At 70.2% G+C, this 12,341-nt stretch carries 16 protein-coding genes; 6 read left to right on the top strand and 10 right to left on the bottom strand.

From position 1 onward, the window contains the following. Positions 1-32: 32 nt before the first annotated feature. The gene (locus AB0M24_RS04395) at positions 33-530 is read left to right on the top strand and encodes a hypothetical protein (RefSeq protein WP_363760933.1); all 498 of its coding nucleotides are present in this window, start codon (positions 33-35) and stop codon (positions 528-530) included. A 105-nt stretch (positions 531-635) separates the two neighbouring features. Continuing rightward, positions 636-1,517, top strand: coding sequence for a hypothetical protein (locus AB0M24_RS04390; RefSeq protein WP_363760930.1), 882 nt, complete (start codon positions 636-638; stop codon positions 1,515-1,517). Here AB0M24_RS04390 and AB0M24_RS04385 read toward each other — a convergent pair. After that, positions 1,505-2,005 (bottom strand): CGNR zinc finger domain-containing protein, encoded by a 501-nt coding sequence (locus tag AB0M24_RS04385; RefSeq protein ID WP_363760927.1) that lies wholly within the window; start codon positions 2,003-2,005, stop codon positions 1,505-1,507. The genes AB0M24_RS04390 and AB0M24_RS04385 overlap by 13 nt on opposite strands. 219 nt (positions 2,006-2,224) lie before the next feature. Between AB0M24_RS04385 and AB0M24_RS04380 the strand changes: the two genes are divergently transcribed. Next, on the top strand, positions 2,225-2,839 hold the full coding sequence (locus AB0M24_RS04380) for a TetR/AcrR family transcriptional regulator (RefSeq protein ID WP_363760924.1): 615 nt from the start codon (positions 2,225-2,227) through the stop codon (positions 2,837-2,839). Here AB0M24_RS04380 and AB0M24_RS04375 read toward each other — a convergent pair. Genes AB0M24_RS04375 through AB0M24_RS04350 form a run of 6 tightly spaced genes read right to left on the bottom strand, consistent with a single transcriptional unit; the run spans position 2,793 to position 7,328 of the window. Further along, the gene (locus tag AB0M24_RS04375; protein ID WP_363760921.1) at positions 2,793-3,473 is read right to left on the bottom strand and encodes a hypothetical protein; all 681 of its coding nucleotides are present in this window, start codon (positions 3,471-3,473) and stop codon (positions 2,793-2,795) included. The two genes, AB0M24_RS04380 and AB0M24_RS04375, sit on opposite strands and share 47 nt — an antisense overlap. 30 nt (positions 3,474-3,503) lie before the next feature. Beyond that, positions 3,504-4,028: an AAA family ATPase gene (locus AB0M24_RS04370; RefSeq protein ID WP_363760918.1), complete on the bottom strand. Its 525-nt coding sequence runs from the start codon at positions 4,026-4,028 to the stop codon at positions 3,504-3,506. Continuing rightward, on the bottom strand, positions 4,016-4,888 hold the full coding sequence (locus tag AB0M24_RS04365) for a sucrase ferredoxin (protein WP_363760915.1): 873 nt from the start codon (positions 4,886-4,888) through the stop codon (positions 4,016-4,018). Before AB0M24_RS04365 ends, AB0M24_RS04370 begins: the two co-directional genes overlap by 13 nt. Positions 4,889-4,936: 48 nt before the next feature. Next, complete coding sequence (locus AB0M24_RS04360) at positions 4,937-6,355, bottom strand: amidase (protein ID WP_363760912.1); 1,419 nt, start codon at positions 6,353-6,355, stop codon at positions 4,937-4,939. A gap of 56 nt (positions 6,356-6,411) precedes the next feature. Then, a complete protein-coding gene (locus tag AB0M24_RS04355) occupies positions 6,412-6,744 on the bottom strand; it encodes a hypothetical protein (RefSeq protein ID WP_363760909.1) in 333 nt (110 codons plus the stop codon). Next, positions 6,741-7,328: a PadR family transcriptional regulator gene (locus tag AB0M24_RS04350; protein WP_363760906.1), complete on the bottom strand. Its 588-nt coding sequence runs from the start codon at positions 7,326-7,328 to the stop codon at positions 6,741-6,743. Before AB0M24_RS04350 ends, AB0M24_RS04355 begins: the two co-directional genes overlap by 4 nt. Positions 7,329-7,377: 49 nt before the next feature. Here AB0M24_RS04350 and AB0M24_RS04345 point away from each other — a divergent pair, with 49 nt between their 5' ends. Together AB0M24_RS04345 and AB0M24_RS04340 are read left to right on the top strand one after the other, a co-directional pair. Continuing rightward, on the top strand, positions 7,378-8,076 hold the full coding sequence (locus AB0M24_RS04345; RefSeq protein ID WP_363760904.1) for an SDR family oxidoreductase: 699 nt from the start codon (positions 7,378-7,380) through the stop codon (positions 8,074-8,076). Positions 8,077-8,172: 96 nt separating this feature from the next. Continuing rightward, entirely contained in the window at positions 8,173-8,802 is a 630-nt protein-coding gene (locus AB0M24_RS04340) for a 50S ribosomal protein L11 methyltransferase (RefSeq protein ID WP_363760901.1), read from the top strand. Here the strand turns inward: AB0M24_RS04340 and AB0M24_RS04335 are convergent. From AB0M24_RS04335 to AB0M24_RS04325, 3 genes are all read right to left on the bottom strand, one after another. Continuing rightward, entirely contained in the window at positions 8,799-9,158 is a 360-nt protein-coding gene (locus tag AB0M24_RS04335; RefSeq protein ID WP_363760898.1) for a VOC family protein, read from the bottom strand. The genes AB0M24_RS04340 and AB0M24_RS04335 overlap by 4 nt on opposite strands. A gap of 9 nt (positions 9,159-9,167) precedes the next feature. Further along, the gene (locus tag AB0M24_RS04330) at positions 9,168-10,091 is read right to left on the bottom strand and encodes a 2-oxoglutarate and iron-dependent oxygenase domain-containing protein (protein WP_363760895.1); all 924 of its coding nucleotides are present in this window, start codon (positions 10,089-10,091) and stop codon (positions 9,168-9,170) included. Positions 10,092-10,257: 166 nt separating this feature from the next. Then, positions 10,258-11,343, bottom strand: coding sequence for an epoxide hydrolase family protein (locus AB0M24_RS04325; protein WP_363760893.1), 1,086 nt, complete (start codon positions 11,341-11,343; stop codon positions 10,258-10,260). A gap of 52 nt (positions 11,344-11,395) precedes the next feature. Here AB0M24_RS04325 and AB0M24_RS04320 point away from each other — a divergent pair, with 52 nt between their 5' ends. Next, positions 11,396-12,340 carry a YafY family protein gene (locus AB0M24_RS04320; protein ID WP_363760890.1) on the top strand — a complete coding sequence of 315 codons (945 nt, stop codon included), beginning with the start codon at positions 11,396-11,398 and terminating at the stop codon, positions 12,338-12,340. Position 12,341 lies beyond the last annotated feature (1 nt).

Below are 12,341 nucleotides of genomic sequence, written 5' to 3'. Positions count from 1 at the left end.
AATCGGTGATCTACGGAATGGGAGTGGCAAGCATGAGAGTCCCCGCGATGGTCGTCGCCGTCCTCATCGCACTGAGCACGCTGGTGGCACCGGCACAGGCCGCGACCATCAGCCGCGCCGACATGATCGCCCGCGCCAAGACGTGGCTCACGGCGAACAACGGCGGGCCCGTGCCCTACAGCCAGACCAGCTACTGGGGGTCGGAGGGCTACCGGCAGGACTGCTCCGGATACGTGTCGATGGCCGCGAAGATCGGCGCGCCCGGTCAGCGCACGGTCGAGCTGTACGACACCTACTCGACCAGGATCGCGGCGGCCGACCTGCGGTGGGGCGACATCGTGGTCGACCCGAACGGCACCGGCACCACGCGGCACGTCGTGATCTTCGACAAGTGGGCCGACCCCTACAAGACCGCGTACTGGGCCTACGAGCAGCGCGACGTCTACGGCACCTCGCACCGTGTCGTGAAGTACGGCTTGAGCGGCACCGACGGGTACTTCCCGCGCAAACTCAACAACGTGACCGGTTGAGACGGGCAGGGCCCAGCGGCTGTGACGGCCGATGGGCCTTCCGTTGAACACCGCGCTGAACTCCACCACTGTCCGATGCAATGACCCCGGTCACATCATCGAGTCATGTCCTCTCTCTCGCGCTGGCTCACAGCGACCTCCTCTGTTCTGGCCGTGGCGGCGGCGACGCTGGGAAGGCGCCGTCTGTCGTTGCACCACGACGTCGAGGTCGTCGCACCGAGAACAGAGCAGACACCGCTGGAGGGCATCCGCGAGCGGTTGACGGCCCTCGAAGCCGACGCGCGGCTGAGCGGGCTGCGGGACTGGGTCGAGTACGGCGCGCGGTGCGTGGAGAACCGGCAGCCGGCGCTCGACGTGCTGTGCGAGGCGCTGCGGAACCTGCCGTGGCCCGGTACGGAGGTCGACCAGCGGTGGCGGATGGTGCTGCAGGCCTCGCTGCTGGCGCACCTGCGTCCCGGGCCGGGGTTCTGGCTGGGCAGCGACGTCGATCTGAGCGGGACGACGCTGGTGGACTTCGACCTGTCGGAGTGCCGGGTCGGCGGAGCGCGGTTCGACGGGACGCGGTTCCTCGGGGACACGCGCTTCGACCAGGCGACGTTCCTGGGCGAGTTCTCGGCCCAGCGCGCGTTCTTCGGGCGGCACGCGCTGTTCACGCAGTCGGTGTTCGCGCGCGGGGTGTGCCTGCGGAACGTGATCGTGTGCGGCAACGGCGAGTTCTCCGGGATGCACGCCGCCGGGGTCGTGACGGTGCACGGGGCGCGGTTCTCCGGCCGCGCGGACTTCACCTGCGCCCGGTTCGGCTCCGATCTGGACTGCTCAGGCGTGCGGTTCGGCGGACGGGCCTTGTTCCGGCGGGCCTGGTTCGCGGGCGCCTCGACGTTCGCGCAGACGTGGTTCCGCGGCCGGGAGGACTTCGTGGACGCCGCGTTCGGGGGCGAGTCGTCGTTCGAGAACACCCGCTTCGGACACCGGATTCACGCCGACTGACGGCTCCTGTGGTTGGCCACCGCGACCCGGTTCGCGCACTTCGTCGAGCAGAAGCGGCGCTTGCCGTTGCGGCTGGTGTCGACGAAGACCGTGTCGCAGCCGTCGCGGTCGCACCAGCCGATGCGCCCGGCGTCCTCGCAGAACAACGCCGCCATGCCCGCCGCCGTGTAGGCCTTGAGCCGTACGTCCGTGGGGGCGTCCTCGCGCGCGTAGTGCAGGTGGGGCGCGCGGCCGTCGTGTGTGGAGATGTAGTGCGTGGTCGACGAGCGGGCCAGCAGGTCGTTGAGCAGGTCGACACCCGGTGCGCGGAAGACCTCGCGCAGCCGCTCGACCCAGTCTCTTACGTCACGTTCCTGGCGTGCGTCGAGTGAGCCCAGGGGCTTGTAGTCCGACGATTTCAGCACGTCGATGACCGGTGTCGCGCGGTCGGCGTTGACCAGCTTCGCGGCGAGCTCGGCTGCCGTCCCGCCGTAAGGGTTGAAATGCACTAGACCATGACACCAGGCTGGGGTGCATGATCGCCACCTGCCCCGCGTGTTCCTGGCCCTGCTCGTCGTCCGTCTCGTCCCACGGCTCGGTTTCCTACGTCAGATGCGTCTGCGGCCTGTTCTTGGTGCTCGAGCGCGGGGTGATCACCGCGACCGCCGGGACCAGCACGTTCGCCCCGGCTCACCACACCCGTGGTGATCTTGCTAGTGTCCCGGACCGTGAGCCGTCGTGATCTTCTGTGCGACACCGCGATCCAGATCCTCGCGGTGGAGGGCGGCCGGGGACTGACCCACCGCGCGATCGACCGCGAGGCCGGTGTCCCGATCGGCACGACCAAGAACTACTTCCCGACGCGCGAGAAGATCCTCGAGGCCTGCGCGGCCCGCATGACCTCGCTGCACCGCGCCGCCGTCGACCGCCTGCGCGAGACCACCCCGGTCGACATCAGCCCGTCCGACGTGGCCGAGCTGTATCCGGCGTTGCTGCGCCGCGCGGTGGCCGATGACCCGACGCAGATGCTCGCGATGGTCGAGCTCTACCTGGAGGCCGTGCGCCGGCCGGGTGTGCGGGCGGCCCTGTCGGGCATGGTGCTGGCCAACGCCGAAGCGGGTGCCGCGCTGCAGCAGGCGGCGGGGCTGCCCGCGACGGTGCGGGACACGGGGCTGCTCGACGCGTACTTCCTGGGGGTGGCGATCTCGCTGCTGGCGTTGCCGGTGGAGACGCTCGAGACCGTCGGCCTGGACGACCCGTACGCGCTGGGCATCGGCGTGTTCTCCGCGACCGTGCCTAACGCCGGGAGTGCCACAGAATGGAGATCAGCAGAATCAGGCTGATGATCGCCGGCACCACGCACGCCACGGCGAGCATGGCCAGCCCGAACTGATCACCGCCTTCGGGGATCCGCGGAACCGTGAGCACGGCCCAGGTCGCGACGCCCGCGCCGACGACCGTGATCCCGCCCAGCACCGCGACCAGCCTGCCGACTCGTTGCGGCCGGACGGGCGTGCGCGCCGCCTCGGCGCAGTGGTCGCCCAGCGCCCCGGCTATCTCACCGGCGTTCTCGGTGAACCCGTCGAAGCGCACGACCTCGCCGTCGGTGAAGCCGATGGTGCAGTCGATGCCCGCCCCGCTGCGCGAGATCGGCCCGTTCTGCAGCACGCTGATCGCGCGGACCTGCTGCCAGGTCCAGGCGCGCCGGTGCCCGCCGCGGATGTGCGCCAGGCCGCCTTCGTACAGCTCGAACGTCTCCGGGACGCGCGGCCGCAGCATCGTCACCGCGATCGGCGTGAAGATCAGCAGCGGGTACGCGGCGAACACCAGGACGTACTGGAATCCGTTCACGTCGAAGTCGACGACGAACATCAGGACCAGCAACAGCGCGCTGACCAGCGCCACGACCGCGGCCACCACGCCGAGGGGACGTCTTCGGTCCAGGCCGACCGGATGTGTGCTCACGAGGGGACCCATTCGATCAACCTACCCAGCGGGTCCGACAGTTCAGGCCCGCGCGCTCAGGGCTCCCATCAGGGTTTTGTATGTCTGGTCGACGTCACCGCCGGCGTCGATCACCACGGTCCGCGGCGTCAGGTAGCCGGTGATCCTCTCGTGGCTGCGCCGGATCACCTCCGCCCCGCCGAGCGCCTCCACGACGTGGTCGATGTGGTGATCACGCCCCTCGTAGCGGGCGACCGCGACCTCCGCCGGGGCGAGCAGCACGAACTCCCGGTAGTCCGCGCCCGCCGACTCTGCGGCGTCGGCGAACAGGGCGCGCTGGTCGGTCCGCATGATCAGCTGCGGCATCACCACGTCGTGCCCGGTCGCCAGGTGGTGCCGGGCCATGGTGATCGCGAGCGGGCGGACCAGGTCGACAGTGCCGTAGAAGTCCTCGCGCCAGCCGCCGATCATGCGGACGAGCTCGTCGGCGTCGAGGTTGAGCGTCTTGGGGTGCTCGGCGGCGTAGCGGGCGGCGAGGGTCGACTTGCCGACCCCGGTGGGGCCGTTGAGGTGGATCAGCGTGGGCACGGGACGACGGTAGCCAGCTCGTCGATCGCCGTGGCGACCAGCGCGATGGCGATGTCCGGGGACTTCCCGCAGCTCGCGGGCCGCGGCGGCACCGGCTGTTCGGTCAGCGCCACCCGCCACTCCCGGCCGTCGGCGTGTCGCACGGTCGCGGAGTCGTGCGTCTCGCCGACGACGGTGAGCACGTCGCGGGTCTCGCCGATCTGCGCGCGCACGGCGACCTCGGCGACCTGGCCCCTCGGGGTGAAGCAGGAGCGGCCTCGGCACCGGTCGGCGACGATGCCCTCGGTGACGACGCGCTGGGCCAACTGGTGGTCGAGTCGTCCGTACAGGTGACCGGTCGGCAGCAGCACTCCGGTGGGCGCGAAGCGGTGCCCGCCGGTGTGGGTGCACTCCCACAGGTTCAGCGCGGTGGCGATCGGGCGCCCGTACAGCGCGCAGCACACGTCTCGTTTGCTGTTCGTGCAGACCAGCAGCAGCGGATCTTCGACCGGTGTGCCGAACGCCGTCGAGCGCCCCTGCCCGAGGGCCTCGAAGTCGAGCTCGAGGGCTTCCTCTGGCGCGGCGAGATCGGCCTGCTCCAGCCACGACGCGCCGGGCTTCGTCGAGGCCAGGTACACGCGGCGGCTGCCACCGACGTGCGTGTCGGCGTGCTTGCCGGGGCGGCGGATGAGCAGGATGCGGACACCGGTGCCGGCGGCGCGGCGTTGCAGCTCGGCGCCGAGCACGGGGTCGAGGTGGCTCTCCACGATCGCGTCGCGGCCCCACGGGCCCGGCTGTTCCAGGCACAGCCAGGCCGTCGCGGTCGCGGCCGTGCCGGCCAGCGGCTCACCCGCGAAGTCGGAGAGTATCGAGCACCTCATTTGCACACTCTATACGGCCGTTCGGGTGAGGAATAAGGGCACCCTTACCTAAACGCCTCCGTCTCGAACATCGGTGGTGAGCAGCTCGGCGAGCCGCAGTGGGGTGCGGTCCTCGAACATCGGCCCGATCAGCTGCACACCCACCGGCAGACCCTCAGGTGAGAGGCCCGTCGGGACGGCGGTGGCGGGCAGGCCGGGCATGGTGGCGAGGCCCGCCCAGACGAACTGGTCGAAGTACGGGTACCCCACGCCGTCGATGTCGACCCGGCGGTTCAGCAGATCCCTGTCGTGGTCGTGCGGGAACGCGGGCGTCGGCGTGATCGGGCAGACCACGGCGTCGAACTCGGCGAAGAACCGCCGCCAGCCGCTCCGGTACAGCTCACGCCGGTGGTTCACGTCGAGCCAATCGCCGTGGCTGAGCGTCAAACCGCGCAACCGTGCCGCGTCGAGAGCCCGGTCTGCGCTCAGCGCTGCCACGTCGACGGGAAAACGTGCCGCGGAGCCGGAGAACTGCAGCTGCGTGTAGAGGATCGCGGCTTCGGTCAGGTCGGGCAGCAGCGGGCTGTGCCGCTCGACGTGGGCACCGCCGCCGGTCAGCGCGTCGGCCACCTTCCGCACGCCGTCCCGCACAGCGGCTCCGGTCGGGATGAACGGGTGGTCGTCGAGCACCAGGACCCGGAAGTCGCAGAGCCGGTCGTGGCGTGGTGGCGGCAGGGTCAGGTTGAGCGCTTTGCCGTGCGTCAGCGGGTCCGGTCCGGCCATGACGTCGAGCAGCAGCGTGAGGTCACGGGCGGTGCGCGCCATCGGTCCGACGACGGCCATGTCGAACTCGGCCGGCAACGCGGGTTCGTCCGGCGCGACCATGCCGCGGCCGGCGACCAGCCCGAGCGTCGGTTTGTGCGCGTAGATGCCGCAGAAGTGCGCGGGGGTGCGCAGTGAGCCGGCGAGGTCGGAGCCGATGGACAGCGCGCCGAACCCGGCCGCCAGCGCCGCCGCCGACCCGCCGGACGAGCCGCCTGCGGTGTGGTCGTGGTTCCACGGGTTGTTGGTGGTGCCGTAGATGTCGTTGAAGCTCTGGATGTCCTGCAGCCCGAGCGGCACGTTGGTCTTGCCGAGCACCACCGCGCCCGCGTCCTTGAGCCGCGTCACCTGGACCGCGTCCTCGGCCGGCACGAAGTCGCGGTGCTGCGGCAGGCCCCAGGTCGTCGGCAGCCCGGCGACGTTGTAGGACTCCTTGACCGTCACCGGGACGCCGAGCAGTGGCCGGTCCTCGCCGCGGGCACGCGCCTGGTCGGCTTCCTTCGCGGCGGCCCGCGCGCGGTCGAAGTCCGGTGCGCAGATCGCGTTGATCGCCTTGTCGTCGCGCTCGATCAGCGCGATCGCCTCGTCGGTCAGCTCGACCGACGTCACTTCACCAGCACTGAGTGCGGCCAGAAGTTGTTCTGCTGAAAGAAAGTTCCACCCCATGAATTCGACCGTATAGAGGTCTCGGCGAGGTCATAAAACGCGAATTCGCACAACGTCTACGGCTGGGGGTTTTCGAGCTGCTGCACACGTTCGCGCATCGTGGTTTCGAGTTGGGCGCGGTAGCCGATGAACAGCTTGTTGGCCAGGTAGGGGGCCCAGTTGCCCTGCTTGGCGATGTTGTAGACGCGGTGCACGAGCAATGCGCCGTCGGGGTGGGGGTGCAGGGTGTCCTCGCCGCGATACCACCAGTTGCCCCAGTAGGCGATCACGCCCTGGTCGCGGTCGACGAGCCGGTGCGACCCGGACTCGCCGGCATCGGTGAACATCCGCTCGCGCACGTCTTCCAATGGCGCGCGGACCACGCCTTTCACTTCGAACAGCAGTCTCATCGGTGTCTGTCCTCCCAGTGGTCGTACCCGCCGACGGTGCCGTCGCGGGTGGCGTTGGCGAACCAGGTGAGCCAGGCGCGTTCGGCGCGCAGCATCGCCATCCGGTAGTCGAGCTCGATCCAGGCGAGCTGGGGCAGGCCCATGCCCGCGAGCTTCTCCAGCAGCACGGCGAGCGCGGCGAGCTGCTCGTCCACGGCGGTGCAGCGCTGCTCGACGACGGTCAGGGCGTCGTCCGGGGGCAGCAGGCCGACCATGGAGATGCCGGCTTCGAAGCGCGGGTACTCCTTGGCGGGTATGGCGATGAGTTCGCGCAGCCAGTCGTGCAGCTCGGCCGTGCCGGTGTCGGTGATCGCGTAGACGGTGCGTTCGGGGCGGTTGCCGGCTTTCTGGGTGGCGGCCGCGGTGATCAGCTCGTGGCGGTGCAGCTGCTCGACGACGGTGTAGAGGGAGCCGTAGTTGAGCTTGATGACCTCTTCCTGGTGGCGTTCCCGCATGGTCTGCGCCATCTCGTAGGGGTGCAGGGGCTGCTCGGACAGCAGGGCCAGCACCGCGAGGGCCAGGGGGTTCGTGCGCTTGAACGACATATCCGCTCCCAAATACTCGGTGCCGAGTATACGGGTTAGGGTGGCGGGTATGACAACGGTGATCACCGGGGGAAGCCGGGGTATCGGTGCCGCGACCGCGCGCAGGCTCGTGCGGGACGGGCATCGGGTCGTGATCAGCTACCGCCAGGCCGCCGACGAGGCGCGCGTGCTGGAGAAGGAGCTCGGGGTCGTGGCGGTGCGGGCGGACACGAGCGACGAGGACGACGTGGCGCGGCTGTTCGACGCGGCGGGCGACGACGTCACCGGGGTGGTGAACAACGCGGGCATCACCTCCCCGTCCGGTCCGCTGGCCGAGCTGCGGACGGAGGATCTGCGGCGGGTGGTGGACGTGAACGTGATGGGCGCGTTCTTCGTCGCCCGTGAGGCGTCGCGGAGGATGACGCGGGGCGCGATCGTGAACGTGTCGTCGGGGGCGGCGACGCTGGGCAGTCCTGGGGAGTACGTGCACTACGCGGCGACGAAGGCCGCGGTGGACGCGTTGACGATCGGGCTGGGCAAGGAGCTCGCGCCGCGCGGGATCCGGGTCAACTGCGTGCAGCCGGGCACGATCCGCACCGACATCCACCAGCTCTCGGGTCAGCCGGACCGGCCGGATCGCGTGGCCGGGCGGGTGCCGATGGGACGGCCGGGCTCGGCGGAGGAGATCGCGAACGCCATCGCGTGGCTGCTCTCGGAGGAGTCCTCGTACATGACGGGCGCGATCATGCGGGTCACCGGCGGCACGTGACCCCGCGCGCTCGGTGGGAGTGATTGCGGCCTCGCGTGAACCCGTGGACTTTCGCCTCTGCGGCGGCCGCGGTCCGGGGCCCTAAGCTTCTCCGTCATGTCCGCGCCCACGCTCACCGACTTCGTGCTCGCCAACACGACCCTCACGCCGGTGCCGCTGGTCCCCGAGGTGCTGCTGCACAGCGCGGTCGAGGCGATGGACCTGTGGGAGCTGACCGACCACGACCAGCCGCCGTTCTGGGCGTTCCCGTGGGCCGGTGGCCAGGCGCTGGCCCGGCACCTGCTCGACAACCCCGCGCTGGTGAAGGACCGCAAGGTGTTCGACCTCGCGTCGGGGTCGGGGCTGGTGGCGATCGCGGCGGCGCTGGCGGGCGCGGACTCGGTGACGGCCAACGACATCGACCCGCTCTCGCTCGCCGCGGTGGAGCTCAACGCGACGATCAACGGCGTCGCGGTGCGCACGCTGCCCGGTGACCAGCTCGACAGCGACGCGCACGGAGCGGACGTCGTGCTGGCCGGTGACGTGTTCTACGACGCGGACATCACGGCGCTGGTGCTGCCGTTCCTCACGCGCGCCGCGGCTCGGGGTGCGCTGGTGTTGCTGGGCGATCCGGATCGGGCGCATCTGCCGCGGGACAGGTTCCGCGCGCAGGCTCGTTACGACGTGCCGGTGCCGCTCACGCTGGAGAGCACCGAGACCCGCAGCGCCACGGTCTGGCGCGCCTAGTTCGTGACCAGGCAGAACGGGTGTCCAGCCGGGTCCGCGTAGACGCGGAACCCCAACGGTTTGGATGACCCTTTGAGCAGCGTCGCGCCCAGTTCCAGCACCTGGGGCTCGGACTCGTCGAGGTTCGACACCATCACGTCGAGGTGGATCTGCTGCGGGTGTTCCTGGCCGGGCCACCGCGGCGGTGAGTAGTCGTCGACGCGCTGGAACGACACCCGCCCGCGCGAGGTCTCGAGAGTGGTCCACTCGCTGTCGGAGTCGGTGATCTCGCCGCCGACCAGCTCGCGGTAGAACTCGGCGAGCGCGTCCGGGTCAGGGCAGTCGATCACCACGTCGTAGAGCTCGCCGATCGCCATGGCCCTGTTCTACCCGATGGAGATGGCGTCCAGCTTGGCTTTGAGGTAGTCGCCGCCGCCGACTTCGGGGTAGCGGCCGTCGAGCGAGACGATCCGCGCGTCGGTGTCGGTGTTGTAGAAGAAGATCAGCGACACGAGGTCCTCGTCGGGTGCCGTGGCGTCGGGCGGCAGGACGCGGTGCGGGGTGGAGCGCCACCGGTCCGACACCCAGCGGGCCATCAGGTCGCCGATGTTGATGGTGAACGCGGCCGGGTCGAACGGCGCGTCCTCCCACACCCCGTCCTTCGTGCGGACCTGCAGGCCGCCGACGCCGTGCTGGCGGTCGAGGATCGTGACGGTGCCGAAGTCGGTGTGCTCGCCGATGCGGAACTGGCCGGGTCCGGCCGGTCCGACCTGGCGCAGCGCCGGGTAGTGGTTGACGTTCATGTTGTACGACGGCGTGCGGGTGTGGCGGGTGAACAGGTCCTCCGGCTCGCCGAGCGCGACCGCGAAGATCGTCAGCAGCTCGTCGGCCAGCGCCCGCATGCGGCGCAGGTAGTCCGTGACGACGGGTTCGAGGTCGGGCACCTCCGCGGGGAAGACGTTGGGGCGGAAGAAGAACGGGTCGTCGCCACCGGAGTCCGAGCCGAACGTCAGTGTTTCCTTGAGGTCCGGGGGTGCCATGGCGCCGTCGGCTCGCCCGGTGGCCTGCACGTCGGGTGGCAGCCAGCCGCGGCCGCCGGTGCGCACGGCGTAGGGCTGCTTCTGCTCGGTGGACAGCGCGAAGAACCGTCGTGTGAGCTCACGGGTCCTGTCGCGCAGCTCTGTGGGCACGCCGTGCCCGGTGACCAGTAGGAACCCGGACTCCTGCAAGGCGGCGTCGATGCGCGCCGCGACCTCGGCACGCCCGGTGCCGTCGAACCACCCGGACAAGTCCACCAGCGGAACACCCATGGCTGCCGTCCTACCGCGACCGGGGAGGAGGCGCCAGTGAAGGCACCCAAGCTGTTCCACCACGAAGGCCGTCAAGCCGGGGCACGCGCAGGAACCAGGCGAGAAGGGCGCCCGCCTCGAGCGCCCCGCCGCCTGCCAGTCCCGCCTTGACCCGTTGGGGCAGGCACTACATCTTCGCGAAGAACACCTTGAGGTCGCCGGACAGCAGCTCCGGCGCGTCGTGCCCGGAGTAGTGGCCGCCGGCGTCGAACTCCGACCAGTGCACGAGGTTGCGGTGGTCGCGCTCGGCAAAGCGGCGGATGGTCTGGAAGTCGTCCTTGAACACCGCCACGCCGATCGCCGTGGTCGTCGGCTCGGACGGGGTGTCCTCGCGGTGCGCGTCCTCGAAGTAGAGCCGCGCCGAGGAACCGGCGGTGTTGGTGAACCAGTAGATCGACACGTTCGCGAGCAGGAAGTCCCTGGTCACAGCCGGTTCACCCATCAGCTGCATCGTCCAGGCGAGCTGGCCGGCGGGGGAGTCCGCGAGCCCGAACGCCACGTTCTGCGGCCGCGCCTGCTGCAGCTTCTGGAAGCCCGACAGGTTCTCGTAGAAGTGCTGCAGCACGCCGAGGCGCCGGTAGTCCTCCTCGGTCAGTCCCTCCATCTCGGCCGGGTCGCCCGAGGGGAACGAGAAGATCTGCGTCACGTGCAGCCCGACCACGTGATCCGGGTCGACGCGGCCGATCTCCGGTGCGATGAGCGAACCCGCGTCGTTGCCGTGCACCCCGTACCGGTCGTAGCCCAGCCGTGCCATGAGCTCGGCGAACGCCTTGCCGATGCGCCCGGAGTGCCAGCCCGTGTCGACCGTCGGCCCGGAGAACCCGAAGCCCGGGATCGAGGGGATCACCAGGTGGAAGTCACCGCGCAGGTGCTCGATCACGTCCACGAACTCCATGATCGACCCCGGCCAGCCGTGGATCAGCAGCAACGGCAACGCGTCCGGGTTCTCGCTGCGCACGTGCAGGAAGTGGACGTTCGCGCCGTCGATCTCGGTGACGAACTGCGGGTGCTCGTTGAGCCTGCGCTCCACGGCCCGCCAGTCGAACTCCTCCGCCCAGTACCGGGCCATCTCCCGCACCGACTCGACGTCGTCGCCGTAGAGCGAGCCCGCGCCCGGCACCTGATCGGTCCACCGAGTCCGCGCCAGCCGGAACCTCAGCTCCTCGACGTCCGCCTCGTCGACCGCGATGTGGAACTCCCTGATCTCCGTCATGACACCAAGGCTATGAGGCATTGTGGCCAGCTCCTGTCCTAAAGTCTCGTCCATGTTGGAAACTTCGGCGCGCCTGCTCCGCCTGCTCGCCCTGCTGCAGTCACGCCGCGACTGGCAGGGCCAGGAGCTCGCCGACGAGCTGCAGATCAGCCAGCGCACCGTCCGCCGCGACGTCGACCGGCTGCGCGAGCTCGGCTACCCCGTCAACGCCACCACCGGCAGCTTCGGCGGCTACCGCCTCGGCGCCGGCGCCGAACTGCCCCCGCTGCTGCTCGACGACAACGAGGCCGTCGCCGTCGCCGCCGCCCTGCGCACCAACGCCGTCACCGGTCTGGAAGAGGTGTCGCTGCGCGCCCTGCTGAAGCTCGAACAGGTGCTCCCGTCGCGCCTGCGCCACCGCGTCTCGGCCCTGCAGCACGTCGAGTCCGTCCCCAGAGACTCACCGGGCCCCGCCCTCGACCCCGAACTGCTCTCCACCCTGGCCGCCGCCTGCCGCGACAGCGAGACCATCCGCTTCGACTACAGCGCCCACGATGGCACGCACTCACGCCGCCGTGTGCAACCGCACCGCCTGGTCAACTGGGGCCGCCGCTGGTACCTCGTCGCCTGGGACGCCGACCGCGACGACTGGCGCAGCTTCCGCGTCGACCGCATCTCCCCGCCCGTGCCACCCCACGGCCCCCGCTTCACCCCACGCGAACTGGACGCCACCACCTACATCGCCTCCCGCGTGACATCCGCGTCCTGGCGCTTCCACGCCCGCGTCCTGGTCCACGCCCCAGCCGCCGCCGTCGCCGCCCGCATCACCGCCGCCGTCGGCACGGTCGAAGCCCTCGACGACTCCACCTGCGTGCTGGTGACCGGCGCCGACTCGGTCGAGACCCTCGCGGTGTGGATCGGCATGCTCGGCTACGACTTCGACGTCACCTCGCCACCGGAACTGGTGGCACACGTTCGCACTCTTGCGGCGCGCTACACCCGCGCCGTACAAGACTGAG

It is taken from the genome of Lentzea sp. NPDC051838, assembly GCF_040681245.1.
Lineage (GTDB): Bacteria > Actinomycetota > Actinomycetes > Mycobacteriales > Pseudonocardiaceae > Lentzea.
This window is presented reverse-complemented; position numbering and strand designations above follow the sequence as displayed.